The sequence below is a fragment of the Klebsiella sp. HN106 genome (assembly GCF_051209435.1).
Lineage (GTDB): Bacteria > Pseudomonadota > Gammaproteobacteria > Enterobacterales > Enterobacteriaceae > Klebsiella > Klebsiella oxytoca.
Map to the genome: position 1 here is coordinate 241,727 of NZ_JBLURD010000006.1, position 25,842 is coordinate 267,568.

24 protein-coding genes and 1 tRNA gene are annotated in these 25,842 nt (G+C 50.8%); 10 read left to right on the forward strand and 15 right to left on the reverse strand.

The annotated features are described in order from the left end of the window. Positions 1 to 33: 33 nt before the first annotated feature. Genes ACSIPU_RS16895 through ACSIPU_RS16905 form a run of 3 tightly spaced genes read right to left on the reverse strand, consistent with a single transcriptional unit; the run spans position 34 to position 3,857 of the window. Positions 34 to 2,556, reverse strand: a complete 2,523-nt coding sequence (locus ACSIPU_RS16895) for a fimbria/pilus outer membrane usher protein (RefSeq protein WP_004105773.1) — start codon at positions 2,554 to 2,556, stop codon at positions 34 to 36. Between the two features lie 36 nt (positions 2,557 to 2,592). Further along, positions 2,593 to 3,291, reverse strand: coding sequence for a fimbrial biogenesis chaperone (locus tag ACSIPU_RS16900; RefSeq protein ID WP_004105771.1), 699 nt, complete (start codon positions 3,289 to 3,291; stop codon positions 2,593 to 2,595). A gap of 47 nt (positions 3,292 to 3,338) precedes the next feature. Then, on the reverse strand, positions 3,339 to 3,857 hold the full coding sequence (locus ACSIPU_RS16905) for a fimbrial protein (RefSeq protein WP_004105769.1): 519 nt from the start codon (positions 3,855 to 3,857) through the stop codon (positions 3,339 to 3,341). A gap of 791 nt (positions 3,858 to 4,648) precedes the next feature. On the opposite strand from ACSIPU_RS16905, the gene ACSIPU_RS16910 reads away from it, so the two are divergent. After that, entirely contained in the window at positions 4,649 to 5,014 is a 366-nt protein-coding gene (locus ACSIPU_RS16910; protein WP_224227548.1) for a RidA family protein, read from the forward strand. 143 nt (positions 5,015 to 5,157) lie between these two features. On the opposite strand, the gene ACSIPU_RS16915 is transcribed toward ACSIPU_RS16910, so the two are convergent. Further along, entirely contained in the window at positions 5,158 to 5,562 is a 405-nt protein-coding gene (locus ACSIPU_RS16915; protein WP_004105765.1) for a VOC family protein, read from the reverse strand. Between the two features lie 637 nt (positions 5,563 to 6,199). On the opposite strand from ACSIPU_RS16915, the gene ACSIPU_RS16920 reads away from it, so the two are divergent. Both ACSIPU_RS16920 and ACSIPU_RS16925 read left to right on the forward strand, forming a co-directional pair. Then, positions 6,200 to 7,024 carry a winged helix-turn-helix domain-containing protein gene (locus ACSIPU_RS16920; protein ID WP_004105763.1) on the forward strand — a complete coding sequence of 275 codons (825 nt, stop codon included), beginning with the start codon at positions 6,200 to 6,202 and terminating at the stop codon, positions 7,022 to 7,024. Next, positions 7,017 to 7,490 carry a hypothetical protein gene (locus tag ACSIPU_RS16925; protein ID WP_004105761.1) on the forward strand — a complete coding sequence of 158 codons (474 nt, stop codon included), beginning with the start codon at positions 7,017 to 7,019 and terminating at the stop codon, positions 7,488 to 7,490. The genes ACSIPU_RS16920 and ACSIPU_RS16925 overlap by 8 nt, the downstream gene beginning before the upstream one ends. A 39-nt stretch (positions 7,491 to 7,529) precedes the next feature. Here the strand turns inward: ACSIPU_RS16925 and ACSIPU_RS16930 are convergent, their stop codons facing one another. Beyond that, a complete protein-coding gene (locus ACSIPU_RS16930; RefSeq protein WP_004105759.1) occupies positions 7,530 to 8,078 on the reverse strand; it encodes a LuxR C-terminal-related transcriptional regulator in 549 nt (182 codons plus the stop codon). Positions 8,079 to 8,467: 389 nt separating this feature from the next. Here ACSIPU_RS16930 and ACSIPU_RS16935 point away from each other — a divergent pair, with 389 nt between their 5' ends. Together ACSIPU_RS16935 and ACSIPU_RS16940 are read left to right on the forward strand one after the other, a co-directional pair. Further along, a complete protein-coding gene (locus ACSIPU_RS16935) occupies positions 8,468 to 9,334 on the forward strand; it encodes a nucleoside deaminase (protein WP_227628709.1) in 867 nt (288 codons plus the stop codon). 155 nt (positions 9,335 to 9,489) lie between these two features. Beyond that, positions 9,490 to 10,383: a PHP domain-containing protein gene (locus ACSIPU_RS16940; RefSeq protein WP_004105755.1), complete on the forward strand. Its 894-nt coding sequence runs from the start codon at positions 9,490 to 9,492 to the stop codon at positions 10,381 to 10,383. 212 nt (positions 10,384 to 10,595) lie between these two features. Here ACSIPU_RS16940 and ACSIPU_RS16945 read toward each other — a convergent pair whose 3' ends face one another. The 3 genes from ACSIPU_RS16945 to ACSIPU_RS16955 form a co-directional block, all read right to left on the reverse strand. Continuing rightward, on the reverse strand, positions 10,596 to 11,507 hold the full coding sequence (locus ACSIPU_RS16945) for an alpha/beta hydrolase (RefSeq protein ID WP_016807983.1): 912 nt from the start codon (positions 11,505 to 11,507) through the stop codon (positions 10,596 to 10,598). Between the two features lie 712 nt (positions 11,508 to 12,219). After that, positions 12,220 to 12,295: transfer RNA gene (locus ACSIPU_RS16950), tRNA-Phe, on the reverse strand. Positions 12,296 to 12,400: 105 nt separating this feature from the next. Next, positions 12,401 to 13,117 carry a DUF554 domain-containing protein gene (locus ACSIPU_RS16955; RefSeq protein WP_004115404.1) on the reverse strand — a complete coding sequence of 239 codons (717 nt, stop codon included), beginning with the start codon at positions 13,115 to 13,117 and terminating at the stop codon, positions 12,401 to 12,403. A 437-nt stretch (positions 13,118 to 13,554) separates the two neighbouring features. Here ACSIPU_RS16955 and ACSIPU_RS16960 point away from each other — a divergent pair, with 437 nt between their 5' ends. Next, complete coding sequence (locus ACSIPU_RS16960; protein WP_196558171.1) at positions 13,555 to 15,693, forward strand: ornithine decarboxylase; 2,139 nt, start codon at positions 13,555 to 13,557, stop codon at positions 15,691 to 15,693. A gap of 67 nt (positions 15,694 to 15,760) precedes the next feature. Here the strand turns inward: ACSIPU_RS16960 and ACSIPU_RS16965 are convergent, their stop codons facing one another. The 4 genes from ACSIPU_RS16965 to mutY form a co-directional block, all read right to left on the reverse strand. Next, complete coding sequence (locus ACSIPU_RS16965) at positions 15,761 to 17,017, reverse strand: nucleoside permease (RefSeq protein WP_016807921.1); 1,257 nt, start codon at positions 17,015 to 17,017, stop codon at positions 15,761 to 15,763. A gap of 193 nt (positions 17,018 to 17,210) precedes the next feature. Then, a complete protein-coding gene (gene mltC / locus ACSIPU_RS16970; RefSeq protein ID WP_004105745.1) occupies positions 17,211 to 18,296 on the reverse strand; it encodes a membrane-bound lytic murein transglycosylase MltC in 1,086 nt (361 codons plus the stop codon). A gap of 47 nt (positions 18,297 to 18,343) precedes the next feature. Next, positions 18,344 to 18,619: an oxidative damage protection protein gene (locus ACSIPU_RS16975; protein ID WP_004105744.1), complete on the reverse strand. Its 276-nt coding sequence runs from the start codon at positions 18,617 to 18,619 to the stop codon at positions 18,344 to 18,346. A gap of 27 nt (positions 18,620 to 18,646) precedes the next feature. Beyond that, on the reverse strand, positions 18,647 to 19,705 hold the full coding sequence (mutY, locus tag ACSIPU_RS16980; protein ID WP_004105734.1) for an A/G-specific adenine glycosylase: 1,059 nt from the start codon (positions 19,703 to 19,705) through the stop codon (positions 18,647 to 18,649). Positions 19,706 to 19,841: 136 nt separating this feature from the next. On the opposite strand from mutY, the gene trmB reads away from it, so the two are divergent. From trmB to ACSIPU_RS17000, 4 genes are all read left to right on the forward strand, one after another. Beyond that, complete coding sequence (gene trmB / locus ACSIPU_RS16985) at positions 19,842 to 20,561, forward strand: tRNA (guanosine(46)-N7)-methyltransferase TrmB (RefSeq protein ID WP_004115399.1); 720 nt, start codon at positions 19,842 to 19,844, stop codon at positions 20,559 to 20,561. Next, complete coding sequence (locus ACSIPU_RS16990) at positions 20,561 to 20,887, forward strand: YggL family protein (protein ID WP_004105731.1); 327 nt, start codon at positions 20,561 to 20,563, stop codon at positions 20,885 to 20,887. The genes trmB and ACSIPU_RS16990 overlap by 1 nt, the downstream gene beginning before the upstream one ends. Positions 20,888 to 20,937: 50 nt before the next feature. Beyond that, positions 20,938 to 21,657 (forward strand): YggN family protein, encoded by a 720-nt coding sequence (locus tag ACSIPU_RS16995; protein ID WP_017145429.1) that lies wholly within the window; start codon positions 20,938 to 20,940, stop codon positions 21,655 to 21,657. Between the two features lie 110 nt (positions 21,658 to 21,767). Then, on the forward strand, positions 21,768 to 22,775 hold the full coding sequence (locus tag ACSIPU_RS17000) for a DUF1202 family protein (RefSeq protein ID WP_064370403.1): 1,008 nt from the start codon (positions 21,768 to 21,770) through the stop codon (positions 22,773 to 22,775). A 190-nt stretch (positions 22,776 to 22,965) separates the two neighbouring features. On the opposite strand, the gene ACSIPU_RS17005 is transcribed toward ACSIPU_RS17000, so the two are convergent. From ACSIPU_RS17005 to ACSIPU_RS17015, 3 genes are read right to left on the reverse strand one after another with little or no spacing between them, the layout of a single operon-like run. Further along, positions 22,966 to 24,267, reverse strand: coding sequence for a TRAP transporter large permease (locus tag ACSIPU_RS17005; RefSeq protein WP_004105725.1), 1,302 nt, complete (start codon positions 24,265 to 24,267; stop codon positions 22,966 to 22,968). Further along, the gene (locus ACSIPU_RS17010; protein ID WP_004105723.1) at positions 24,267 to 24,770 is read right to left on the reverse strand and encodes a TRAP transporter small permease; all 504 of its coding nucleotides are present in this window, start codon (positions 24,768 to 24,770) and stop codon (positions 24,267 to 24,269) included. Before ACSIPU_RS17010 ends, ACSIPU_RS17005 begins: the two co-directional genes overlap by 1 nt. A gap of 45 nt (positions 24,771 to 24,815) precedes the next feature. Continuing rightward, on the reverse strand, positions 24,816 to 25,802 hold the full coding sequence (locus ACSIPU_RS17015; protein WP_004115390.1) for a TRAP transporter substrate-binding protein: 987 nt from the start codon (positions 25,800 to 25,802) through the stop codon (positions 24,816 to 24,818). Between the last annotated feature and the right edge of the window lie 40 nt (positions 25,803 to 25,842).

Genomic DNA, 25,842 nt, shown 5'->3' on the forward strand with positions numbered 1-25,842 from the left:
GGCGTGCTATTTACTTCGACCAAGGGCGCAGAATTATTGACAGACGCTCGTCGCGCTCCAGAGACCGGATGCGCCAGCGGGTTTACGGGCGATATAATCAGCCTGACAGGTTGTTTCCTGCCCCTGACCGTTGCCCCACTGCACAAGCAGAGTTCCTTTTTGCGGTAAACCGCTCAGGAATACTTCCCCACCGTCACCGACAATAGAGGTGTTTCCCTCTGTTTTAAGCAGCGATACCACCGCCCCAAAGGGGATTGGTTTGCCGCCGGGCAGCGTTAACGTCATCAGGACGCGGTGGCCAATGGCCGTTTTATACTCTGCTCTGACGAGTGCCCCGCGGGTGGGGACAACTTTACTGGTCATATAGGTGATATCGGTATCGTCCCGCAGGGTCTTGCTATTCAGGCTAATATCATTGCGGCGGTACGGGGTCAGGTAAGGAACAACCGCATAGCCGCGGCTGTCCGTAGTGATGCCGCTATAGTTATTGATACCGACGCCTTCGGCATCCGGTGCTTTTACCAAGCCAATGGTTTCACCTAAGGGTTGTGACAGGGTGATACCATTTTCATGAACGACGAGCCCGCCGGCGATGCCGTACCCCAATTGCCGGGTATCACGGCTGTGGCTGTAAGAACCATTTACCGTTCCATAGCTTGTCTGCCAGTTGGCATTTGCTCCTACCAGTTGTTCGTTATGGCTGGAGTGAGTGGCGTTGATGCCCCAGTCAAGGCTGCCATCATCAAATGCCGAGCCGTTGAGCCTCAGGTTATGGCTGGTCCCGTTTCCACTCGTCCGGGTTGTGCCATAGGAGGCGTAAGTCTGGGGCAGGAACTTATCCAGAGGCACATTAATTTCAAAAGAGACAACATTATCCTGATCGGCATGGCCATACAGGCCGGTGTTGCGGTTCCAGGAGTAGTTCAAACTGATGCCAATGGCGTTGAAGTTTTTGTAGTACCCCAGGTTCGCCGACAGGCTGTTACGTTTGTTATGCCAGTAATCCTCACTGATCAAGGAGGCATTAAACGCGCCAAAATTGGCGCCAAGATCCTGATTCAACGACAGCTCAGCCCGGTTACGACGGCGGTCAGTAACATATGATGGAATGTTACTATCGCTTCTGTAGGTGCCGAGCGTCTCCTCCAGCGAGCGAAATCCGGAGGTTGAATAGCGATAACCGGCGATGGTGAAGTTTGTTCCCGTTTGCAGGAAATTTTTGCTATAGCGCACCCGTAGCGACTGACCCTGTTGCCTGCCCGTATCCGTCGGCGCTGACACCGAGTGGATGACATCGGCTGAAAAAGCGCCCCATGCGCCGATGTTCTTGCCCACGCCCAGAGCGTAAGACTGGTATTTGCTGCCTGCGTTTTGCACCCCACCGTACAGCGTAAAACCGAGCGGGAGACCATAAATACCGGTTCCCTGCACAAACAGATTTTTTTCCGTTTGCGGATCATAGGCGCGAAACTGACCGCCCGTTACGCTATAACGAAATTTCCCTTCGCGCTGCAGCACAGGCAAAGAGGCATAGGGGATAATCAAATGTTGTTCGCTTCCATCCGCTTCTTTAATCGTGACGTCAAGATCGCCTGCCCCGCCTGTAGAGGCGAGATCCGTTATTTCAAATGCTCCCGGCGCCACTTTGGTTTCATAAACCACGTATCCGTTCTGGCGTATGGTGACAAGGGCATTACTGCGGGCAATCCCCCGCACTACAGGCGCATAGTTGCGTACGCTGGAGGGCAGCATGTCATCATCTGAGGCTAGTTGAACACCGCGGAACGGTACGCTATCGAAGACATCAGAAGGGGCGGAACTGTCACCTAACGTCAGTTGGCTTCGCAAAGAGATAATATTCCGCTGAAGATAGCTGTAGACGTTGTCCCATTTACTTCCACTCTGATTACTATGCTCAAAGGTGGTGTAGTTGCGCAGACGCCACGGCCCGATGTTTATTCCCGGCCGCAGGTTGAGGTACGTACTTTTATAGGTATCAGCACCGTTATACTGGCTCTGATAACTGTTCATGCTGTAATTGAGTAACACGGCAGGAATCCCCTCATCCCAAAGCTCGACGGGCACTTCATCCTGACTGCGTGCCTTTAATGCCGCGTGGGGAATGCTCAGGTTTAGCCGCTGTCGGTTAAACTGAAAGTCAGTAAACGCGTCTGGAATAGCGTCCAGCTTAATGCATTCGCTGTTACTGTCCTGCAGCTCTGGAAACGGGGCGGTATTAATCCCCCACTGGGTGAGTTCCTCCAGGGTAACGCAGGGTTCCAGCTTGCCATCAGCAGTTTTCGAGAACATCACGTCACGGGCCTCGGCGGTCACCATCTCATTATTCACTGAGATATCGACCCGGTATTTTCCCGCAGGCTGACCATTGGCGACTTCAAAGACCGAGAGGTCGGTTGTACGCTCTGAAACACCATCCCGAACCTCAAGCAAGGCAGGATTAAAATACTCATCCGCAAAAGATTTATCAGGAACATTCAGAAGCGTAATGATAATCAAAAGGGATGTATATTTCGCAGTGAAATTTATCTGTCGCAAAATTCCATACCTGTTATACAAAAACATCGGTGAGAATTAATATGTGGCGTGAAACTCTTTGCCACTCGTTCCGTAGTCATTAATTATTTTCCAGTCAACACTATTGCTGGCCGCACCGGATGGAATAGTAATTAACAGCTCTGATTTGGGCGCTACATAGGTTTGTTCAGGGAGCACAGGCTTAAACATCTGACCTCCTACCTTGATCATCCCAAAGTTCATATAAAACGGCGTTGGGTTAGTAACCTGAATTTGATTACCTACTCTTTTCCAGCTAAGCAGGCTGGCGCTTTCTTCCGGTATACTCTTAATTGATGCGGGGCGGTAAATAAATTTCAGCCTTTTTTTAATCGCCAGCTGTAAAGTGTTTTCGCGCATGTCCTCTTTTTTAATTGACGGGATGCTTTTAATATTGAGCCAGAATAAAGATTCGCGATCATCCGGGAGTCGTTCGCCGCTGTAAATAGCGCGTAAGGTATTATCCTGCCCTGGTTCCAGGCGAAACAATGGTGGCGTGATCGTAAATGGAGCTTTAGATTTGTCATGCTCCCCCCGGTCTACCCAGGACTGAATAAGTACCGGAATCCCTTTGTTTGAGTTACTGACAGTAATGGAAGCCTCTTTTTCATTGCCGTTAAAAACCAGACGAGTGCCCCCGACAGAAACAGCTGCAACGCTGCTAGTGCTAACTGAGACTGAAGCCAAAAATAAAGATAAAAAAAGGAACGCTTTCATGAATACTCCACTAACGGGGGCGCTGGCACCCCCGCCATATTACATATTTACATATAAGAGATATTTACCTGGGCTACGGCGTTAGCCTGGCCCGCGGTGACAGCGGCTGAGGTACTGATATAATTAGCCGTAAAGTTGAGCTGCTGCGTAGCGGCAGATGTCAACGCAATACCAGAATCGGCGGAGTTAATATCGATATTGGTGCCGTCAGCCTTTTTGATATTAATCGATACACCGGTTGCGCCACCGCCGGTCAGTGCCAGGTCGCCTGCCGCATCCGCTGCGCCTGAAAAGGTAACCAGCGCGGCAGTCGGACCACCTGATGCCGGACAACCCGTTAAGTTAATGGAAAAAGGAACCGGGAGGGTCGTCGTTCCCACAGTCGGGAATTGCGCGATACCGAATGTGCCGAGCTGAACGTTTACAGTATTATTCGAGGTAGCTACGCTACAGGCTTCCTGAAGAATGGTTCCGCTGAAGTTAACGGTGGCATCTGCAGCCAGTGCCTGAGATGCAGACACAGATAACAGACCAAATGCAAACGCAACTGCTGATAATTTTTTCATACATCATTATCCTTAATATAAGCTACCGAAGTCATTCGGCGCATATTGCTATAAAGTTTCACAGAGCCATATCACATGAATGGCCTTGGGTAACAACATAACGATTCCGTTATTTCTATGCACCTGAAAACGTCTTATTAAGAATGTTTGAACGTTCATGATTTACGCCTGGAAAAATCCCTCTCCCGGCATATAAAAGCTGCAGCATGACTTTTTGCTGCCGGTTAAAAACGGCACAAAGCGTACTTATCAAAATGCTTAATAACATTACCTCTTCATTTATCTGGTTTTTTATTATCGAACCACAGGGGGGGGCGGTTGAGGGCGGGCTTTATTACAGGTTAATGTCCTGGGTTTTATGTTGTAATTTTGTTTAAAAATCTCGCTCAATTTAAATAGATATTAACAAGGTGCCTTGCCTTGACTGTTTATTAATATTTCATAATACCTGTTGTTATTATTTTAATAGCGAGGGATGAAATCGATAATATTCTTTATAATCAATCGGTTGTGATGTTCTATTTTGGGGCTTTAAATGTATTTAAGAACCTTTAAGGTTTTTTAAGGGCATTTCATGTGGCAGCACGTGACAGTTTTTAGCATTAAATGAGATGATTTCCTTGAGAAAACTGTATTTTACCTTCACGTCCCGGGTTTATCCCTGACACAGGAAAACCAGGATATTACGCTATGGCTTTTTTATGATACGTCACGGGACGCGCGTTTTTGCCATGCACTCACAAATCGTGACCTGATTTTGGCTTTCAGTCATATAAAATTTAAAAGGATCAATGATGAGTAAGATTATAAGGCACGAAATTAATGAAAGCTGGGCAATATCCGGAGTGGTCGAATCCTGTGGTTTGGTCTTTGTGAGTTACTGTATTGGTAACATCGGGAAGCCCATCGAGGAACAGATAAATGGCGCTTTCGATAATTTGAGCGAAAGGCTTAACGCTATCGGCCTGACGCTGGAGTCAGTCGTAAAAATTGATGCTCTGTTTCGCGACGTATGGAATATCCCATTAATGGAAAAAGTCATGCGTCAGCGATTCAACGGCCATTATCCCGCCAGAAAATCAATTCAAACCGAGTTTGCCCATGCTGGCGGGGCAACAGGTATGCTCTTTCAGCTTGATGCGATTGCCTGTCGTTAATCGATGTCGCCTCTTCTGTAATTGACAGGGGCGCGCCGTTTCGCTGTTCAACCGGGAAGCCATTGCATCGACCTCCCGGCTTGCTGACCCGCTAAAATAAATCGCTATCACACGAATAGGCATTTTATTCGGATGAATTGATTTTAAACCATCGCTTTTTTTGCCGGGTCGTAAAAAACAAAAGCGATTTTGTTTTTGTCAGGATCGCGAACGTAGGCACTGTAAAAATCAGCGCCGTAGTGCGGACGAAAAGCCGGTGGGCCTTCATCTTCGCCACCATTCTCAATCGCTAATCTATAAAGTTCCTGGATCATTTCAACGGATACCGCATTCAATGCAACCATGACGCCATTACCTCGGGTGGCGGGGAGATTATCAAACGGCATTCCAACGCATAATCCGGTAGTATGATTATCTTTGAACGTTCCCCATGCGGCGCCTTTTTCGCTACGCCCATCGAGAGGATGGCCAAGCACGCGCATCAAAGGCGCATAAAATTTATAGGAAGCTTGAGGGTCATTGGTTCCCAGCATAATATAAGAAAACATAGCATCTCCTTTTTAAAAATAGAGCATAACATAGCTAAGATATAACGAATATTTACCGGGTGTGAATTCAGATATTACATGAAAAATTCCCGGATAAGGTTGGCGATAATGAATAAAGAAAAGGTAAGGATCGTGCTTAACTTATGCTGTGCTGACGCTTCCCCTCAGCGTGGCAGGCTGGAATGATAAATATTTGTTATATCCAGTCAGAAGGGAACCACGGGCTCCCGACAGTAAAAAACAATAGACTTAACGGGGATAAAAAAGATCGACGCCCGGGCGCTATGTTCTTTTGACGCTAAGGATAGCGTTGACCATTAGCGCTAACACGCCGACGGGACTGATAAAAAACACCTTCGTTGGGCAATAACTGATTGTAGTTTCAGGGTTTATTCGTTTTAAACCTACATTTTTAATCACGACGTTTCGTAAATTTTTAACCATTAACCGGCTAATACGTTTATGGGCGCGGACGTTTTTGGTGAAGTTTGACAGCCGAAAAGACTCAGCATTAAAAATTAAAACGTCACATATGTTTTTTCAATCATATAATTAGCTATAATGCATGTAATTCCAGCTACACTGATCACCTCCTTACCATTTTAACCTCTTTTAACATATCAGCCGCGAATAGCATATGTATTGGATCATAAACAAAAATATAGAATTTTGGCCTGAAAATAAGCGGTTAATCTCGTTGAAAAACCCGGCGCTGAGCGTCACATTGACGGCTCCGGCAAGCCACTGTCTTGTTCTTTTACTGGAAGCCTCACCGGAGCTGGTCAGCCAGCAGACTTTTTTTAAAAAAGTTTGGGAAGATGAGGGGATCCTGGTTCCTGCAAATACCTTGTATCAAAACATATCGATTGTCAGGCGCGGACTGCGCGATGTCGGAGAAACGGATAACTCATTAGTCGTGACGGTGCCGCGTAAAGGTTTTCATATCAATGCCAACGTTAACATTGAAAAACGTGAAAAAATATCTTTAGATTCAGTAGGTTCTGCTGATGCATCTCTCGCGGTGCAGGATAGCGTTGCGGGAAAAAAAGCAACCACTGAATCTGTGGCTACCGTGCATACGGCTGATAAGAAAAACGCCCGCTCAAAGGCTGTCACACTCTTGATTATGGCATTGAGTTTACTGGCGGGCTTTTTTTCTCTGCATTACCTCTGGCACTTTAATGATGAAAAGCCCTTTTTTAGCAGCTATACATTAGTTGAAAGCGATCGCGGTTGCCATTTTTATACCATAGATGATAATCATGCCAGCATTGATAAATTTAATAGTTATAAGTCACTGATTTTCAAATCCGGACTGGACTGTAAGAAGTATCCCTTTGTTTATTTTTCCATGTCGCAGATGACTCCAGGTTTTATAGTGTTTATTTGCAGGAAAAGCTACACCGCGAAGGCTTCTGCCGGATGTGTTACTCTCTCTTTTCGTGGAATTGTACATGAATAGAATAAAAATTGTGATTGGCTTTTTTATTTCTGGCGCTCTGGCAGGGGGGATCTATAATTTTGTGAACGATAAAATACATCATAAGGAAGAGTGTACGGCATCGCTCGTGGTCTTCAAGGATAATACACAAACTAATTTGACCTTAAATTTCATGTATTCACTTGCTGAAGGTAAGGGTACCGTTGCGGTCAGCGGTAGCTATCTGGATGGCGGGAAACTGCAGGGCCATATCAGAAGAGATGTCATCTATGATATGGTCAAAAATCATGAAACTCACCATTTCCACTCCAGAGAAATAAACCGATACGGTAACATTGACTCTGTGTCGGATGAGTTCCTGGCCAGCATCCTGCCTGACTTTTACGTTTATCCAAATGAAAAAATAAGCTATATTATTTCAAAGCAAAATGAGCATAGCTTTCTGATAAAAATTGGGTCACGACCGCTACTGTATTGTGCTAATTAACGGTACGGATGATGAGTCAGGCTTGCTTATCATCCACAATTATCTGGCATAATCGTCCTTTAAATGGTCTTTTATAATGAGTAAATCAGTTAGCTTCCCTGCGCCAATTTTTCGACAGGCCACATATCTGTAATTGCTGACGATCTTACTGGTGAGCGATAGAGATTCAGCGATAACATGCGTATCTTTACCTTCAAGGCTTTTGTTGAGAATGATTTTTTCAATTTTGCTTAAGCGCTGGTTTTTGGTCGGTTTACACTTAACCCGTCTGATCAGGCAGCGGAGCGCTTTCATTATGACTTCCGGCGGCGCTTTAGCATTTATCACGGTATCTGCATCACAGATGAGTGCATGCTGCGACGAACTCAGAATCAGTAATACTTTGCATCGCTGGTTTAACGAGGAAAGTTTGCTGGCGTTGCATTTGTTTTCTAAACTCAGATGCAGGATAACAATATCTTCATAGTTTAAACGATCGAGTTGCGGGTCGTCACACTGACAGCTTTTGATTTCCATCGCGTTATATTGTCCGACACAGATAATGCCATCTCGAAGATACTGGTTATTGCTGATGATGAAGATAGCCATGATAACTCCCGTAAGCATTTCACTCATGATGTGTCGTATTAAATGACTATATCTGATTGTTCAGAAATTCAAACTTATCTCGTCTTAAATTTCCTTATTTACTCATATTAAATGGTAAAACTTAGAGTAAACAAGGAGTTGTATGATTTTCTTGAGGTGTCTGATAAGATATAAATAACATTTAGAAAATTCCTTATTAAATAATAATCGTCTTTTAATGTGCTTGGAATAATCTTAACGTTGATTTGCGTCATTATATCGTGGTTGTGATTAGTGCTTTACTAATCTCATGCGTATTAATCATCTTATCTATTTGCGCAGCGTATAGCACTTGCCACCAGGTGCTATAAATAAATTCACTTGCGGGATGTGGTTTTATGAATGGGGTTATGGAACTTGAATTCTGGATGCGTGTTGCCATTGTTGAAGCTGAAGAGAGTTTGCGTGAGGGGAATAAAGGTTTTGGCGCCGTTATCATCAAGGATGGTGAGATGGTTGCGGCGGCGCATGACTATGAGGAAACAGAGGGAGACGCAACCTCACATGCTGAAATCAACGCGATTAAGATTGCCAGCCAAAAAATTGGCAAAAATTTAAACGGGTGCATACTGATATCCACCAGTGAGCCTTGTCCTATGTGCGCATTTGCCATCGCCTGGTCCGGGATAAGCGAAATAGCTTTTGGTTTTTCTATTCAGGATGCACTTGCTCAAGGGCGGCGGCGAATTGCATTTCAGTGCGTCGAGGCTTTTGATAAGGCGAGCACAGAGGTTATTGTTCATAAAGGTATTCTGCGGCGGGAATGCGCAATTCTCTATCGTGCTGACGTTCGCCGCGAAATTAATCATCTGCGCAACGCAACCGATGAAGACCTTAAGGCGCTGAACGCGGATTCCATTGCCCGCCGTACTGCATGGTTCTGCCAAAATAAAGCCGGGTTGAATATTGGCGATAGCCATTTATTAGACACCGCACACCGCTTACTTATAATGCGATTCCACGCTGCAGAGGTCGAAATGCCCGTGGTGAACAGAACAGAGAAGCAAATTACTTTCCACTCTATGAATTTCTGCCCAACGCTTGAGGCATGCAGAATTCTGCGCCTTGATACCCGGCACGTTTGCAAACTCCTGAATGAAGAGTCCACCGATATGTTAGTGAAAAAGATAGATAGCCGACTTCGCTTCTCTCGAAATTATAATAACCTCAGACCATATTCCTCTTTCTGCGAAGAATCTATTTCTATTGAGGATTGAACGTGTGTTGCCATAAGCGATGTGCCTGATTGTTCCAGGGGCCGTTAACGGACTTTAGCTTCCTGAAAAACAAAGCTATCCGTTAACCATCGGCGATTTAACAGGGCAAAGCAGGCGATCAGCGGCGTAATGTTAAAACTTTTAAAGGAGAAGTCATGAAATTAATCGACTTGCACATGCATTCGGCATATAGCAACGATGCCGATTTCCCGGTCAGCGATCTGCTTACCATGGCTAAAGCGGCGAATCTTGCGGCCCTGGCGATAACCGATCACAACTCGGCGCGATCCGTTGAGGAGTCTATTCGCTATGGCAGAGCAAATAGCGTAAGCGTGATGACCGGGATTGAAATCGACTGCGCGTTTGCGGGCAATAATTATCATCTGCTGGGCTACGGTTTTCGTCGAGACAGCCGGGATTTTGATGCCGTCGAACACAACTTCCATCGTCTGGAAACTGCCGCGACGCCGCTAAAGCTGGAGAAACTGCGGGCGCTGGGGTTCCAGCTTGATGAAGATCGCCTGTATGCCATGGCCGGCGATCGGGTCCCGCAGGAAGAGGAGATGGCAGAACTTATTTTAGAGGATGCGCGCAACCTGAATCATGATCTGCTGCTGCCTTACCGCGCGGGGAATGCGCGCAGCGATATGCCGTTAATTAACTTTTTTTGGGACTTTTTTGGCCGAGGCAAACCCTGCCAGGTGACGGTGGAATTGCCGCCGATGGCGGAGATGGCGGCGCTGATAATCGACAACGGCGGCATTCCGGTCATTGCGCATATCGGCGCTAACGTGAAGGAAAAGCCGCTGGCGGTGATTGAACAGATGTTGCCACTTGGCGTACGCGGCGTGGAAGTGTTCTCCAGCTATCATGATGAGGAGCTATGTCGCGAACTTTATCACTACACGCTGGATAAATCGCTGCTGGCGACCTGCGGCAGTGACTTTCATGGTAAAAACAAACCCAATATTAAGCCTGGCGACTGTAGACCATGGCGTGACGCGCTACCGAAAACCCTGGAAATCCTCGAGCAGGTTGATCTTTATTGATGCTTGAAACCTACCGGCTGTGGGCGAGTTATTAAATAACAAGGACAAAAGATTTTGTGTATAGGTATTATCGGGCAGGAAAAGAGGCACAGGAAGAGGTATCTGCTGTCAGTCAGAGAAAGAGATGGACCACTTTCGTTGTGCCTCTAAATAGAGAGTCACAAAATCGCGTATATTTTATGGGGGCGCATAGTATTGTTGAGAGCCACGTTTCACGACAATGACTCTCTCCTTCGGATAAATTTAGCTACGGCTTGTAACGCCTCATCCGCTTCAGGTACCTTTCCTACCGATGACTGAAATACATGCCAGAGCCCGTCCCATATCTCAAGCTCAACTTGCATCCCAGCCTTTTTAGCATATCGGGAGAGGCGTAATGCATCATCGCGCAATAACTCCTCGCTTCCCACCTGAATAAATACGGGAGGAAGTCCAGACAAATCACCAAACAGGGGAGAGACAAGAGGATCGCTTCGTTCACTGTCCGAACAGTAGTATTTCACAGTCATTATCAGGTCTTCTATGCAAAGCAGCGGATCGAGATCCTTACACAGCGTTATGCTCTTACCAGAAAGTGTGAAATCTAACATGGGAGACAGCAGAACAGACGAGTCCGGCAAAGGATCTTGATGCTGTTTTAACAGGAGTAAAAGCGACATGACCAGTCCACCACCGCTGGAGTCTCCCGCGAGGATAATGTCCTCTGCTGAATAACCATTAGCAAGCAGCCATAAATAGGCCTGATGACAATTTAATAAGGCCGCAGGAAATCGATTTTCTGGCGCCAGAGGATATTCCAGTACCAGAGTTCGACAACCAGAATATTGTGCGAGACAGGCAGCGAGTTTTCTGTGAGTCAGACACGATCCCTGAGAATTTCCACCGCCGTGGAAATAGAGAATAATCCTGGTATTTATCGAATCGGGATATGAAATCCATTCCGCAGTTATCTCTGTATCGTTAACCGTTTCGATGCATACACCCGCAGGTAGTGTTGCCTTTATGGCTGCAGACTCCCAGACCTGGCGCTGAAGGGAGAGTGGGGTATTCAAAAGAAAATGAATATTTTCATCATGATTTTCAAATAGCTTAGCTTTATAATCTTTTGCTCCGTTACTCAGCATCTTCATTCCTTTTGCTGCTTACGCCAGAAATAATAATTGTCGGTAGTGCTTTTTTTGCATTTTAATAGGCATTAATTTATTTACTCATTCATAAACAATCTGAGAAATACGCCACATTATAAGTTTATTAAAATTCTTCGGCTTTTTTTTATCTTTCCCTACTAACCGACAAATAGCTTATTTTTTCAACGACGCTGGTGATAAGGCTTTTCCCGCAAAACAAGCGGACCTACGCTCAGGCAATTGATGCGAGAGAGCGTGGGGCAGGCAAAATCCCTGGTAATGAATTTTTTCTGGCAGAGGGGGGGGGAGGGGACTTTGACGGGAAGCTAGTGCTGGCTCCCCAAAAGCAAAAAACCGCCTTGTGGGCAGGTTCTTTAAATAGTGGTGCCCGGACTCGGACTAACGCCGCAGGCGTTGAACAGCGCGCTTGCCGCGCTGGCCCCGAAGGGGTGAGCCGCCGTGCGGCGAATAATCGAACGGAGTTCGATGGAGAGTCCGCTCGCAGAAAAGCAAAAACCCAGCCATAGGCTGGGTTCTCTGAATGGTTGGTGCCCGGACTCGGACTAACGCCGCAGGCGTTGAACAGCGCGCTTGTCGCGCTGGCCCCGAAGGGGTGAGCCGCGGTGCGGCGAATAATCGAACGGAGTTCGATGGAGAGTCCGCTCGCAGAAAAGCAAAAACCCAGCCATAGGCTGGGTTCTTTAAATAGTGGTGCCCGGACTCGGAATCGAACCAAGGACACGGGGATTTTCAATCCCCTGCTCTACCGACTGAGCTATCCGGGCAACGGGGCGCATTAAACCTGATTCGCCGCACCTCGTCAACGAAATTTATCTGTTTCGCAGCAGACTGAACAATCTATCACCACATTGCGTCAAAAGCACGCATCTTCAGGCGAAAAACGCCGTCCAGGCTACCGAAATCGGCATCGCCAGCACCAGGGCCGGCAGCATATTCACCACGGCGAACATTTTAATTCCGCAGATGCGCAAACCGGTGGCAACCAGCAGCATCCCGCCGACAGCGCTGAAATCCGCCATCATCATCGGCGTGGTTAACGGCATAATCAACGATGCGCAGGCCGCCAGTGCCAGCTGGATGGCCAGCATCGGCACGCTAATGGCCGAGACCGCCAGCCCCAGGGTGCAGGCGAAAATGGTGGCGGTAAAGAAGTCGAGAAACGCTTTGGCAATGAGAATGCTGGCGTCACCGGTCATTCCTTCGCGCATCGCGCCGAAAATCCCGGTTCCGCTGGCGCAGAACAGGACGATAATCGCGACGTAGCTTTGAATATATGACTCATGCGCCGAACTCTTTATCTGGCCCTTTTTTGGCGAAAGCAGCTGCTGAAGCTTACTCACCAGCGTATTAATGCCTTTCTCCATATTACATACTTCGCCGAACAGCGCGCCCACCAGCGTTGAAAGCACCATCACCGGCAGGTTGGCGCATTTGATCACCAGTAGAATACCGATGCCCAGCGACGCCAGCCCAAAAATAGAGGTCATTGATGTACGAATCCGTTCCGGCAATCTTTGACTTAAGAGTGCGCCAAGTACGCCGCCCAGAAGGACCGCACCGGCGTTAATAAATGGCCCTGTAACCAAAGTATGACTCCTGTTAATTATCCCTAACGACTGCATTATTATGGCGCGAAGCTGGCCAAAAGGCTTGCGCATCCGTGGGGTCGCTGCATACGTAATTCATCTTGCACGGTACATTTAAAGGTGACATGATTGCGCGAATTTTCTCCTCCCCTGAATGAGGCCGCCGGGATGACGACATCGCCACTACATCACCAGTGCCGCTGCGTACAGATGCGCAGGCTGCCTCGTCTTGCTACCCTTACTCTGCAACTTCTGCCCGTCATGCGGTGAGCGTAACGCAGGCTCACTGCAGGACAACAGTAAGATCGGACGCGGTCTGCTTTTACTGATGTCTGGCGGTCGGAGCTGGGATCCAGCCAGACCCTGACAGTTCGTTGGCCAGAGCAGAGATGCCCTGGCCTAAGCCTTTTACTCTCCGGAAACGGGTATCCGCGCTCATGAAATCAATGCACATTGCCGCCAGCCGCGAGCTGGTATCCCACCTGTCCACCCACCGTCGCGTGGTGGCCCTGGACAGTACTGATTTTACCGATGTGGCGGCAGTCGTCATTACCGTGGCGGACAGCCGCAGCGGCATCCTTGCGTTGCTGAAACGCACGGGCTTTAACCTGCCGGTCTATCTGTTCAGCGAAGCTGAGCACGAAAAACCAGAAGGCGTGACGGCCATCGTTAGCGGCAAAGAGCAGGAGTGGCTCGAACTGGAAGCCGCCGCCTGCGACTATGAAGAGAACCTGCTGCCGCCGTTCTTCGATACGCTGACTCAGTACGTAGAGATGGATAACAGCACCTTCGCGTGCCCCGGCCATCAGCACGGCGCCTTCTTTAAGAAGCATCCAGCGGGGAGGCAGTTCTTCGACTTCTTTGGTGAGAACGTCTTTCGCGCCGACATGTGCAACGCCGACGTTAAGCTTGGCGATCTGTTGATTCATGAAGGATCGGCCAAACACGCGCAGAAGTTCGCGGCGAAGGTCTTCAACGCCGATAAAACCTATTTTGTCCTTAACGGTACCTCGGCGGCGAACAAAGTGGTGACTAACGCGCTGCTGACCCGCGGCGATCTGGTGCTGTTTGATCGCAATAACCATAAATCCAATCATCATGGGGCGCTGATTCAGGCAGGCGCGACGCCGGTCTATCTCGAAGCATCGCGCAACCCGTTCGGTTTTATCGGCGGGATTGACGATCGCTGCTTCGATGAAAAATACCTGCGCGATCTGATTCGCGAGACGGCGCCGGAAAAAGCTGATATGCCGCGCCCGTTCCGCCTTGCGGTGATCCAGCTCGGAACCTATGACGGGACGGTATATAACGCCCGCCAGGTGGTCGATAAAATCGGCAGCCTGTGCGACTACATCCTGTTTGACTCGGCCTGGGTCGGCTACGAGCAGTTTATCCCGATGATGGCCGACTGTTCGCCGCTGCTGCTGGACCTGACGCCGAATGACCCGGGCATTTTTGTTACTCAGTCGGTGCATAAACAGCAGGCCGGTTTTTCGCAAACTTCGCAGATCCATAAAAAGGATAACCATCTGCGAGGGCAGGCGCGTTTTTGCCCGCATAAGCGGTTGAATAACGCCTTTATGCTGCATGCCTCGACCAGCCCGTTTTATCCGCTGTTCGCGGCTCTCGACGTGAATGCCAAAATCCATGAAGGGGAGAGCGGGCGCCGCCTGTGGGCCGAATGCGTAGCGCTGGGTATTGAAGCGCGCAAAGCGATTATCGCTAACTGCAAAATGATCCAGCCGTTTATTCCGCCAATGGTCGCGGGACGCCCGTGGCAGGATCACCCCACCGAAACCATCGCCCGCGAGCGGCGCTTCTTTAGCTTTGAACCGGGCGCGCGCTGGCACGGCTTTGAGGGCTATGCCAGCGAACAGTACTTCGTTGACCCCTGTAAGCTGCTGCTGACGACGCCAGGAATCGATGCGCAGAGCGGGGAATATACTGATTTTGGCATCCCGGCGACCATTCTGGCCCACTATCTGCGCGAAAATGGCATTGTGCCGGAGAAGTGCGATCTGAACTCTATTCTGTTTCTGCTGACCCCCGCCGAAAGCGAGGAGAAGCTGGCGCAACTGGTGGCGATGCTTGCCCAGTTTGAGCAGCATATCGAATCGGATACGCCGCTGGCCGAGGTTCTGCCGAGCATCGTTAACAAATACCCGGTGCGCTATCGGGACTACACCATCCGCGAGCTGTGTCAGGAGATGCACAACCTGTACGTTAGCTTTGAGGTGAAGGATCTGCAAAAAGAGATGTTCCGCAAGCAGAGCTTCCCGCGGGCGGTCATGAACCCGCAGGACGCCAACCGCGAGTTTATTCGCGGTAACGTCGAACTGGTGCGCTTAAGCGAAGCGGAAGGGCGCATTGCGGCGGAGGGCGCGCTACCGTATCCACCGGGCGTGCTGTGCGTCGTGCCTGGCGAAATCTGGGGCGGGGCGGTGCTGCGCTATTTTCTGGCGCTGGAGGAGGGCGTCAATATGCTGCCGGGCTTCTCGCCGGAGCTCCAGGGGGTCTATAGCGAAACGGACTCTGACGGCATTAAGCGTCTGTATGGCTATGTGCTGAAAGCATAAAAAAGCGCCTCGTTGATATCACCGGGGCGCTTTTTTTTATTCGTACATCTCGGGTGAAGCCGTTTATTTAATGTACGACGGTCTGCGCACCGGCTGGTACGCGAACGTGCTTGTATTTAAACAGCGCGACGAAAGCAAACGCCAGAACCAGCGAATAGCCGGCGAAAATCAGCCATACGGTTTGCCAGTCGGTAATCCCTTCGACGGTAAAGTGCTCCACCACTTTGCCGCTCACCATCCCGCCAAGTATGCAGCCGAAACCGTTGGTCATCATCAGGAACATTCCCTGGGCGCTGGCGCGGATTTCCGGGCGAACCTCTTTTTCCACAAACACCGACCCCGAGATATTGAAGAAGTCGAAGGCGCAGCCATAAACGATCATCGACAGCACCAGCAGCACGGTGCCGAACGGAGTCGGGTCGCCGTAAGCGAACAGGCCGAAGCGTAGCATCCACGCCACGATACTAATCAGCATCACGTTTTTGATGCCGTAGCGGCTGAGGAAGAACGGGATGGTCAGAATGAACAGGGTTTCCGAGATCTGCGAAATCGACATCATCACCGAGGCGTGCTGCACGATAAAGCTGCTGGCGAACAGCGGATCTTTATCAAAGCTGTGCAGGAAGGTGTTGCCGAACATATTGGTGATTTGCAGTTCGGCGCCCAGCATCATCGAGAAAATAAAGAAGATCGCCATACGTTTGTTTTTAAACAGCGCGAAGGCATCAAGGCCCAGCATGGCGGTCCAGCTCTGGTTTTTCTGCTGATTGGCCACCGGAATATGCGGCAGCGTCAGAGTGAAGAGCACCAGCAGCAAGGAGAGCGCCGCGCCGATATAGAGCTGCATATGGCTCAGCTCAAAGCCGGAGAAGCTGACGCCCCACATGGCGAGGATAAAACCGATGGTGCCCCAGATGCGAATCGGCGGGAAATCGGTCACGATATCCATGTTCGCAGACTGCAGGCGGTAGTAGGAAATGGTGTTAATCAGCCCCAGCGTCGGCATATAGGCCAGCGAGTTAAGCAGGATGACGAGGAACATCTCGCCCGGCGTAGTGACCTGGGCGGCGAGCCACAGCGTCAGCGCGCCGACCAGATGGCAAATGGCGTAAACCCATTTGGCGCTGATCCATTTATCGGCAACGATACCAAGCAGCGTCGGCATAAATACCGCAGCGATACCGAGCGAGCTATAAACCGCTCCGATGGCCGCACCGTCAAACTTCAGGGTAACGAACATATATGAGCCGAGCGTGGTCAGCCAGCTTCCCCAGAGGCAGAACTGCAGGAACGACAGTATTTTGAGCTGCAGCTTAAGATTCATGTTTTGATCCTCACGGATATAGAATTGTTTTGTGTTTTAAATAACATTTTTAGCGTTATTTTGGTTGGATTCTATCATTCATGGGGTGGATACTTTTGTTAACTGCCGCAGAAAATCGCAAAACAGTTGCGCAACTCTATTGTGTATAGCAGAAGGAAGGCGCCCTTGAGGAAACAAGGGCGTTGGCAGAGGATTACTTGCGGCGGTAGCCTTTTTGCGCGGTGTTTACCTTGTAGAGATAACGGCGCGATTCGGCGGACGGGTGACGGCTGGTGATGGTCTGATAAACGTCGCCCGGCGTCATGTTATTGATGATATTCGCGGCCTGAATCTTATCGCTGGAGAAGACCCGCAGCACGCTGCCAGCGCCGCCGTTATAGGCGGTAATCACCGCATAGCGACGCGAGGTGGGGTTAGCAATACCGGCCAGATAGACGTTGTTCAGCATGGCCAGATAGGCGGTCCCGGTATCGATATTATTGGCCGGATCGAACAGATAGCTGCGGCTCGGCAGGCCGGATTTCCCCTGCGAGCGGAACACATCCTTCCCGGCACTGTGCTGCACCACCTGCATCAGCCCCAGCGCGTCGGCATGGCTGACTGCATAGGGGTTAAAGGACGATTCGGTTTGCATAATCGCCAGGATCAGCGACTCATCAACGCCATATTTGCGCGACGCCTGACGGACCATGCCAATGTATTTATGCGCACGTTTGTCGAGATGGTTCGGCACCAGGTTGATGGTGATGCTGTAGATCATGCGCGGACCGTTGCTGCGGCTTTTCAGACGCGTTTGCAGCAGGTAGTCCGCAAAGCGTGAGGCGCGCCACTCCCAGCGAATCGACTCACCGGTGTTATCCACGACCTGACCATACAGGAACGGTTCTTTTGAGATCTGAATGTCATCGACGTCGGAATAGAGGTCGATGGAGTTAGGGTCGTCGCCCATCAGCAGGGTTTTAATAATCGCCTGGCGCAGACGCCCGGCCGGGTCGGTGCCGGCGATGGTTTCGACGGTAATCGTCCCGGCGTCAAAGTTGATGTGGCTGCGGGTTTGATACTGGTCCGTGTATTTGACGTAGTCTTTCGGCCCGGCGAGCAGAACTTCGTTATAACCCCAAATGTTCTCGATGTTATGGGCGAACTGGCCCATCAGAATATCAAAGCCGTTAGTGTCCTTCACCCACGCCTCGTTATACTCGGCGCCTTTTTTGGTTGAGCTGGAACACGAAACGAGCAAAGGCGCAATCAGCGCTAGCGCTAAGTATTTTTTCATCATTCCGGGAGTGCGTGTTGTGTTTGTTGTGGTAAAGGGCCGTCAGGCCCTTACTGTTTTTCTGGCGGCGTATAGCCTTCGATGTGTACGTCTTTACCTTCAAACAGGAACTGAACCATCTCCTGCTCCAGCAGTTTGCGATGCTCGGGGTTCATCATGCTGAGTTTTTTCTCGTTGATCAGCATCGTCTGTTTGTGCTGCCACTGGGCCCAGGCTTCTTTAGAGATTTCGTTATAGATACGTTTGCCCAGTTCGCCCGGATACAGCTGAAAATCCTGGCCATCGGCTTCACGCTGCAGGAAAGTACAAAAAATCGTTCTGCTCATTCTTAATCCTCTTTAATCGCCAGAAAGCTAAACCGGTGCTCCGGCTTTTAACTGTTGCAACAAGCGCTCCACGGGGGCCGCCAGACCGACGGACGGCGGCTGCGCTAAGTTATACCAGAGTGCGCCCCCTTCATCCATGCATGCGCCGGATGAGTGCACTGTAAGCCACATCGGCACAATATCCAGATGGAAATGGCTGAAAGTGTGGCGAAACGCGGTTAATTGCGTCAGATTATCGGCCTTAATCTGGCGCTGCGCCAGCCACTGCCGCAGCGCATCTTCATCTTCAAACTGCGGGAAGCAGAACAATCCGCCCCATAAACCCACCGGCGGGCGCTGGCAGAGAAATACCTCATCGCCGTGCTGCATCAGCAGGAAATAGCCGGTACGTTCCGGGATCGTCTGTTTCGGTTTTTTGCCTGGATATTGAGCCCATGAATGACTGGCGTAGGCCACGCAGCCGTTATTCAGCGGACAGAGCTCGCATTTGGGCTTAGAGCGGGTACACACCATCGCCCCGAGGTCCATCATGGCCTGGTTAAAACGCTCAACCCCTTTTGCTGGCGTCACGTCCTCACTAATATCCCACAGGCGTTTCTCAACCTCTTTTTTCCCCGGCCAACCGCTGACAGCATAGCAGCGCGCGAGCACGCGCTTCACGTTGCCGTCGAGAATCGGATAATGCTGACCGAGAGAAAGGGATAAAATCGCCCCGGCGGTGGAACGACCCACGCCCGGCAGCGCGGCGACTTCATCAAAAGTTTGCGGGAAGTTTCCGCCGTGCAGGGTGGCCACCTGCTGCGCCGCTTTATGCAGATTGCGCGCGCGGGCGTAATAGCCCAGCCCGGTCCACAGATGGAGGACTTCATCGAGTGGCGCATTGGCCAGATCGGTAATTGTTGGGAAACGCGCCATAAAGCGCTCAAAATAGGGGATGACCGTCGCCACCTGCGTTTGTTGCAACATCACCTCGGAGAGCCATACTTTGTAGGGCGTCTTGCCGATTTGCCAGGGCAGGGTTTTACGTCCGTATTTGTCGTACCAGTCCAGTACCTGGGCTGAAAATTGCGCGGCGAGAAAAGTCAAAGCTACGGCTCCGGGATAGCGATTATAAGGTGGCAGATTGCAGCACAAGGGCGAGAGGCTGTAAACCCTTGCATCCGCCGGGTAACTTTGGATAATGCCCGTTTTCCGAACACTCTCACAAGCAGACTTAACTTTTATGAAAAACGACGTCATATCTCCGGAATTCGATGAAAACGGCCGTCCGCTGCGCCGTATTCGCAGCTTCGTCCGTCGTCAGGGCCGCCTGACTAAAGGTCAGCAGCACGCGCTGGACACCATTTGGCCGGTGATGGGCGTTGAATTTAACGATGCGCCGCTCGATTTTGCCGCGCTGTTTGGCCGTGAAGCGCCCATCACGCTGGAGATTGGTTTTGGTATGGGCGCTTCGCTGGTGGCGATGGCGAAAGAGAAGCCGCAGCAGAATTTCCTCGGCATTGAAGTGCACTCTCCTGGCGTCGGCGCCTGTCTGGCGTCTGCTGAAGAAGAGGGCGTGCAAAATCTGCGCGTTATGTGCCACGATGCGGTAGAAGTGCTGCACGCGATGATCCCCGATAACTCCCTGAGCATGGTGCAGCTGTTTTTCCCTGACCCGTGGCACAAAGCGCGTCATAATAAGCGCCGGATCGTTCAGCCGCCTTTTGCCGAACTGGTGAAAAGTAAACTGAAGCTGGGCGGCGTTTTCCATATGGCGACCGACTGGGAGCCCTATGCCGAGCATATGCTGGAAGTGATGTCCTCGCTTGAAGGATATCGCAACCGGTCAGAAAGCAACGACTATGTGCCGCGCCCGGAATCGCGCCCGGTAACCAAATTTGAACAGCGTGGCCATCGTCTTGGCCACGGCGTATGGGACTTAATGTTCGAGAGGGTGAAATAATGGCAACGAATCGTAGCCGTCGTCTGCGTAAAAAAATGCATATCGACGAATTTCAGGAAGTGGGTTTTTCCGTCGCGTGGCGTTTCGCGGAAGGAACCAGCGAAGAGCAGATCGACCAGACCGTTAACGATCTGATTGATGAGGTGATTGAGCCTAATAAGCTGGCCTTTGACGGCAGCGGCTATCTCTCCTGGGAAGGCCTGATCTGCCTGCAGGAAATCGGTAAATGCACCGAGGAGCACCAGGCCATTGTGCGTAAATGGCTGGAAGACCGCGGGCTGGCCGATGTACGCACCAGCGAACTTTTTGATATCTGGTGGGACTAAGTTTGACAAGGGTCGGCAACTGCCGGCCCGTTTTGTCTGAAGGGAGTTAAATGATGCGCAAAACGCTGTTAGCTGTGGCGCTTTCCGTCACCGCTTTGTCCGCGCATGCGGACTACCAGTGTAGCGTCACGCCGCGTGACGATGTCATCCTCAGCCCGCAGCAGGTGCAGGTGAAAGGCGAAAATGGCGATCTGGTGATTAAGCCGGACGGCAGCCTGAGCTTTAACGGGAAAGCGTATTCTCTGAACGCCGCTCAGCGCGAACAGGCTCAGGACTATCAGGCCAGCCTGCGCAGCAGCCTGCCGTGGATTGATGAAGGCGCACGCTCGCGGGTAGAAAAAGGCCGCGCCGCGCTGGATAAAATTATTACCGAACAGGTAGGGGCCAGCAGCAGCATGCATAGCCGCCTGACCAAGCTTGATGCGCAGCTGAAAGCGCAAATGAGCCGCATAATTGAACATCGTAACGATGGCCTGACGTTCCACTATAAAGCTATCGATCAGGTGCGCGCCGACGGCCAGCAGCTGGTAAACCAGGCGATGGGCGGCATCCTGCAGGACAGCATCAACGAGATGGGCGCGAAGGCGGTTCTCAAAGGCGGCGGTAACCCGCTGCAGGGGATCCTCGGCAGCCTTGGCGGCCTGCAAACCGCCATTCAGGATGAATGGAAAAATCAGGAAGCCGATTTCCAGCAGTTTGGTAAGGATGTCTGCAGCCGCGTGGTTTCCCTTGAGGATAGCCGCAAAGCGCTGGTGGGGTCCTTAAAGTAAGCTTTATTCCGCTACCTGCGTCCGCAGGTAGCAAAATCAGATTTCATTTATCCTGCCTGTGGTGGCGAACTCCTTATGATGTCTGCTGTATTCATAAAAGGAATTTGCTGATGAAATATGCATGGAAAACGCTCACCGTCCTGATGATCGCTTCCCCTTGTCACGTGCTGGCGGATGCCAACACGCCAACAGACGACGTGGTAAAACAGCAGTTTGCTGAACAGACTGGCGGGATTATGCGCTTGCAAAACGTGACGCTGAAGCAGCTAGACGCCAGGGGAAATCAGGCGACCTATATGCTGGAAGGCGATATGGCCGCCGCGGAAGATCTCTATATTCGCGTCGGCGTCGCGGGAGATTACTTTTTTTATGAGCGAGTCTGGACCAGGGGGCGGCCGGTAAAGTTCTCCGCCATGATGACCGCGGTAGGGACCAAAGACTCCGGCTGGCAGACCGAATTCTTTTCTCTGCAGATGGCGGCGAAGAGGGGCGGGAGAACCTTTAAGGAAATCGGAGGGGATGAAAGTAAAACCCTGATCGTCAATGACCACAAGTTTATGGCGCAATTTGCCAAAATTGACGCCAGCTTTGCCGCCAGCAAAGCCACGATGAAGACGCTGCAAGGGCAACAGGATGCGCTGAAAACCGAGATCGCCGCGTTAGAGAAGCAGATTAACCGTTCATGGGGTACGGATGCGAACGGCAAGCCGCTCGATCGCAGCGACGTGCAGCAGGCGATGCTGGAAAAAATGTATGAAGTAGACCGGCAAAACGATCCGCTGAAGTTCGAGAATCATTACTACAAAACTCTCTATGAACCCGCACTGGCCGCCTGTCAGAAAAAAGCGGTTTGCGATGCCGCGCCGCTGCGCGCCGAGCGCGATGCCGTGTTGAATGAGCAGAAGCGTAACTATTATCGCCAGCATAAAGAGATGAGTGAAAATATCAAAGCGGAGATGGCCGCGCGCGATAAAAAGATAGCGCCGCTGCAGAAGCAAAAAGGCGAACTGAACACGCAGCTGATGGCGCTGGAGATCCGCTACCGGGAGTTGGCTCGCGACGAAAAATACTGGCAGGAGGGGCTGGAGAAGATGCGCCGCAACGGGGTTCTAAAGTAGCCGGGTCAGGTTCGGAATGGCCCGGCTGCGCCTGGCGCGTATGAGCTTGTCGGATGACAGAATATTTTGCTATTGAAGCTTTTGTCGGCCGGGCACGGCGCTAGAGCCGTCGCCCGGCAGAAGCGTTAGCTCAAGGTCTAACGCCCATTCTTCCTCAGGAATGCGTCCCCTCCTTTCCAGGGCAATAACGCTACATCAGCCCCAGCAGCTGCGGAATAAACAGCGAAATCTGCGGGATATAGACAATCATCATCAGCGCGATCAGCAGGGCGGCGTAGAACGGCAGCAGCGGTTTGATCAACTGCTGAATTTTGACGCCAGAAATAGAACAGCCAACGAACAACGCGCTGCCAACTGGTGGGGTGAGCAGCCCGATACACAGATTGGCGACCATCATAATACCGAAGTGCACCGGATCCATCCCCAGGTCCTGCGCGATTGGCAGGAATATCGGCGTGAAAATCAGCACCGCTGGGGTCATATCCATAAAGATCCCGACGATTAACAGCACGATATTTATCAGCAGCAGAATCACCACCGGGTTTTCAGAAACGCCCATTAGCGCGTCGCTTATCATGTAGGGAATGTCGGCGTTGGTCATCGCCCACGACATGCCCACGGAAAAGCCAATCAGCAGCAGCACAATAGAGGTCATGACTACCGATTCCAGAATCAGCTTCGGCAGATCGCGCCACTTCACTTCCCGATATATCAGTACCGACAGGATAAAGGTGTAGACCACGGCGATAGCAGAGGCTTCCGTCGCGGTAAAAATGCCGCCAAGGATCCCGCCCATCACAATGATGACCAGCAGCAGGCTGGGCAGAGCATCGAAAAACGCTTTTGCCGCCTGGGCGCAGGTCGGACGCTCGGAAACCGGATAGCCGCGACGTTTAGCAATGACGGCACAGACCACCATAATAGCCAGGCCCATCAGGATGCCCGGCAAATAGCCGGCCATAAACAGCGAGGCCACCGAGACGCCGCCTGCGGTCAGGGAAAAGACGATCAGTACGTTTGACGGCGGAATAAGCAGACCCGTGATGCAGGATGAGACGTTCACCGCCGTAGAGAAGGCCGGATCGTAGCCTTTCTGCGTCTGTATGGGGTTGAGCGTGCCGCCGACCGCGGCGGCGGCGGCGACCGCTGAGCCTGAAATCGAGCCGAACATCATATTGGCCAGCACGTTGACGTGGCCCAGAGAGCCCGGCACGCGTCCGACCATCACCTGGGCCAGATTGATTAAACGTATGGCAATCCCGCCGCTGTTCATCAGGGTTCCCGCAAAGATAAAGAATGGAATCGCCAGCAGCGCGAAGTTATCGAGGCCGTTTGCCAGGCGCTGAGAAACGGTAATCACTGCGATATCCCAGGGGAACATCAGCAGCATCGAACCGACGGTAGCGATGCCAATGGAGAAGGAGATAGGTACGCCAATAAAAACCAGAATAAAGAAAGAGCCAAATAGCATCAGTGCGATATAGCTGTCCATCAATTTGCCCCCGCTGCAGAGTGCTTCATGTTTTTCAGTCCGGTGCTGATAAAACACAACGCGTAGAACATCATAATGATCCCGGTTAGCGGCAGGATCAGATACACGTAGCCCATGGGGATTTGCATCGCCGCTGAGACCTGGGACGTCGATAGCGTTTTCTCAATCAGCTTCACGCCGCCGGTCACAATTACTGAACCAGCAAAAATAAAGATCAGCAGATTAATGATGACGCTGAGAAGCGCTTGCCTGCGAGGAGGGAGCGTCATCGCCAGTAAATCGATAGCCAGATGACGCTGGGCGCCGACGGTATATGCCGCACCCAGCAGCCCGACCCAAATCATTAAAAAGCGCGCCAGTTCGTCGGTCAGGGTGCTTGGCTGGTTTAGCACGTAGCGGCTAAATACCTGCCAGACGACGCAGACCACCAGCGCAATCATAACGGCGACGGAGAATGCGGCGATCGTGCGGTCCACCGCCAGCTTTATGCGGTTAAGTATCATCTTTGAGTTCCCGGTGAAAGGGGCCAGCGGCTGGCCCGCTAAGTGTTATTCAGCAGCAGCTTCAAATTTGGCCAGCAGAGCCGCCTGTTTCGGATCTTTTTTGAAGTCATCAAAGAGCGGTTGAACGGCGGCGCGGAATGGTGCTTTATCAACTTTGATAATTTCGCCGCCCATGGCTTTGGCCTGCGCGCGGGTGTCGGCGTCAATTTTGTCCCACAGTTTTTGCTGATAGGCCTCTGAGGCTTTCGCCGCCTCGTTCAGGATTTGCTGCTGCTCCGGCGTCAGCTTGTCCCAGGTTTTGCTGGAGATAACGAGGAAATCCGGGATGGAGGCATGTTCATCTTCTGAGAAAACCTTAGCGATTTCGATATGGCGCGTTTGCACCCAGGAAGGTACGTTATTTTCCGCGCCGTCCACTACGCCCTGCTGCATCGCGGTATAGACTTCACCAAACGAAATTGGCGTTGGCGAACCGCCCATTAATTCGATCATTTTCAACGTTGTCGGACTGGCCTGGACGCGGATTTTCAGCCCTTTTAAATCTTCCGGTTTAGTAATGGGTTTTTTAGCATAAAAACTTCGGGTCCCGGCAACATAAGCGGAAAGGGCAAAGAATCCTTTATCTTTCGTGGACTCCATTATTTCTTTACCCACTTCACCGAAGACGACTTTATTGAAGTGATTCTGATCCTTGAACAGGAACGGTAAATTATATATCGCGTAGACGTTATCAAATGACTCCAGGTCGCTGGCGGAACCTTTCGTCATATCCAGTGCGCCGTTTTGTAATAACTCCATCGTTTCACGCGCGCTGCCCATCTGGCTACTGGGGTAAATACGGATTTTCATATTGCCGTTGGAAAGTTGGTTAACCTCTTTCGCCATCTGCTCAAACGCCTGATGAACAACGTGGCTGCGTTCAAGGTTATGTGCCAGTTTTAACGTAACTTTTTCAGCTGCGCTGGCGCCCGCTGAGAGCAGGGCAAGCAAAGAAACACATACCAGAGAACGAGAAAACGAGAGTTTTTTCATGAGTCGGCTCCATGCACTTAGGTTAATTGGTCAATATCTA

Bases quoted from the DNA above. Each gene is read 5' to 3' on its own strand.
- ACSIPU_RS16900 (WP_004105771.1), bottom strand. From the start codon at position 3,291: ATGAAAGCGTTCCTTTTTTTATCTTTATTTTTGGCTTCAGTCTCAGTT.
- ACSIPU_RS16905 (WP_004105769.1), bottom strand. From the start codon at position 3,857: ATGAAAAAATTATCAGCAGTTGCGTTTGCATTTGGTCTGTTATCTGTG.
- ACSIPU_RS16910 (WP_224227548.1), top strand. From the start codon at position 4,649: ATGATGAGTAAGATTATAAGGCACGAAATTAATGAAAGCTGGGCAATA.
- ACSIPU_RS16915 (WP_004105765.1), bottom strand. From the start codon at position 5,562: ATGTTTTCTTATATTATGCTGGGAACCAATGACCCTCAAGCTTCCTAT.
- ACSIPU_RS16920 (WP_004105763.1), top strand. From the start codon at position 6,200: ATGTATTGGATCATAAACAAAAATATAGAATTTTGGCCTGAAAATAAG.
- ACSIPU_RS16925 (WP_004105761.1), top strand. From the start codon at position 7,017: ATGAATAGAATAAAAATTGTGATTGGCTTTTTTATTTCTGGCGCTCTG.
- ACSIPU_RS16930 (WP_004105759.1), bottom strand. From the start codon at position 8,078: ATGGCTATCTTCATCATCAGCAATAACCAGTATCTTCGAGATGGCATT.
- ACSIPU_RS16935 (WP_227628709.1), top strand. From the start codon at position 8,468: ATGGAACTTGAATTCTGGATGCGTGTTGCCATTGTTGAAGCTGAAGAG.
- ACSIPU_RS16940 (WP_004105755.1), top strand. From the start codon at position 9,490: ATGAAATTAATCGACTTGCACATGCATTCGGCATATAGCAACGATGCC.
- ACSIPU_RS16945 (WP_016807983.1), bottom strand. From the start codon at position 11,507: ATGCTGAGTAACGGAGCAAAAGATTATAAAGCTAAGCTATTTGAAAAT.
- ACSIPU_RS16960 (WP_196558171.1), top strand. From the start codon at position 13,555: ATGAAATCAATGCACATTGCCGCCAGCCGCGAGCTGGTATCCCACCTG.
- ACSIPU_RS16965 (WP_016807921.1), bottom strand. From the start codon at position 17,017: ATGAATCTTAAGCTGCAGCTCAAAATACTGTCGTTCCTGCAGTTCTGC.
- mltC (WP_004105745.1), bottom strand. From the start codon at position 18,296: ATGATGAAAAAATACTTAGCGCTAGCGCTGATTGCGCCTTTGCTCGTT.
- ACSIPU_RS16975 (WP_004105744.1), bottom strand. From the start codon at position 18,619: ATGAGCAGAACGATTTTTTGTACTTTCCTGCAGCGTGAAGCCGATGGC.
- trmB (WP_004115399.1), top strand. From the start codon at position 19,842: ATGAAAAACGACGTCATATCTCCGGAATTCGATGAAAACGGCCGTCCG.
- ACSIPU_RS16990 (WP_004105731.1), top strand. From the start codon at position 20,561: ATGGCAACGAATCGTAGCCGTCGTCTGCGTAAAAAAATGCATATCGAC.
- ACSIPU_RS16995 (WP_017145429.1), top strand. From the start codon at position 20,938: ATGATGCGCAAAACGCTGTTAGCTGTGGCGCTTTCCGTCACCGCTTTG.
- ACSIPU_RS17000 (WP_064370403.1), top strand. From the start codon at position 21,768: ATGAAATATGCATGGAAAACGCTCACCGTCCTGATGATCGCTTCCCCT.
- ACSIPU_RS17005 (WP_004105725.1), bottom strand. From the start codon at position 24,267: ATGGACAGCTATATCGCACTGATGCTATTTGGCTCTTTCTTTATTCTG.
- ACSIPU_RS17010 (WP_004105723.1), bottom strand. From the start codon at position 24,770: ATGATACTTAACCGCATAAAGCTGGCGGTGGACCGCACGATCGCCGCA.
- ACSIPU_RS17015 (WP_004115390.1), bottom strand. From the start codon at position 25,802: ATGAAAAAACTCTCGTTTTCTCGTTCTCTGGTATGTGTTTCTTTGCTT.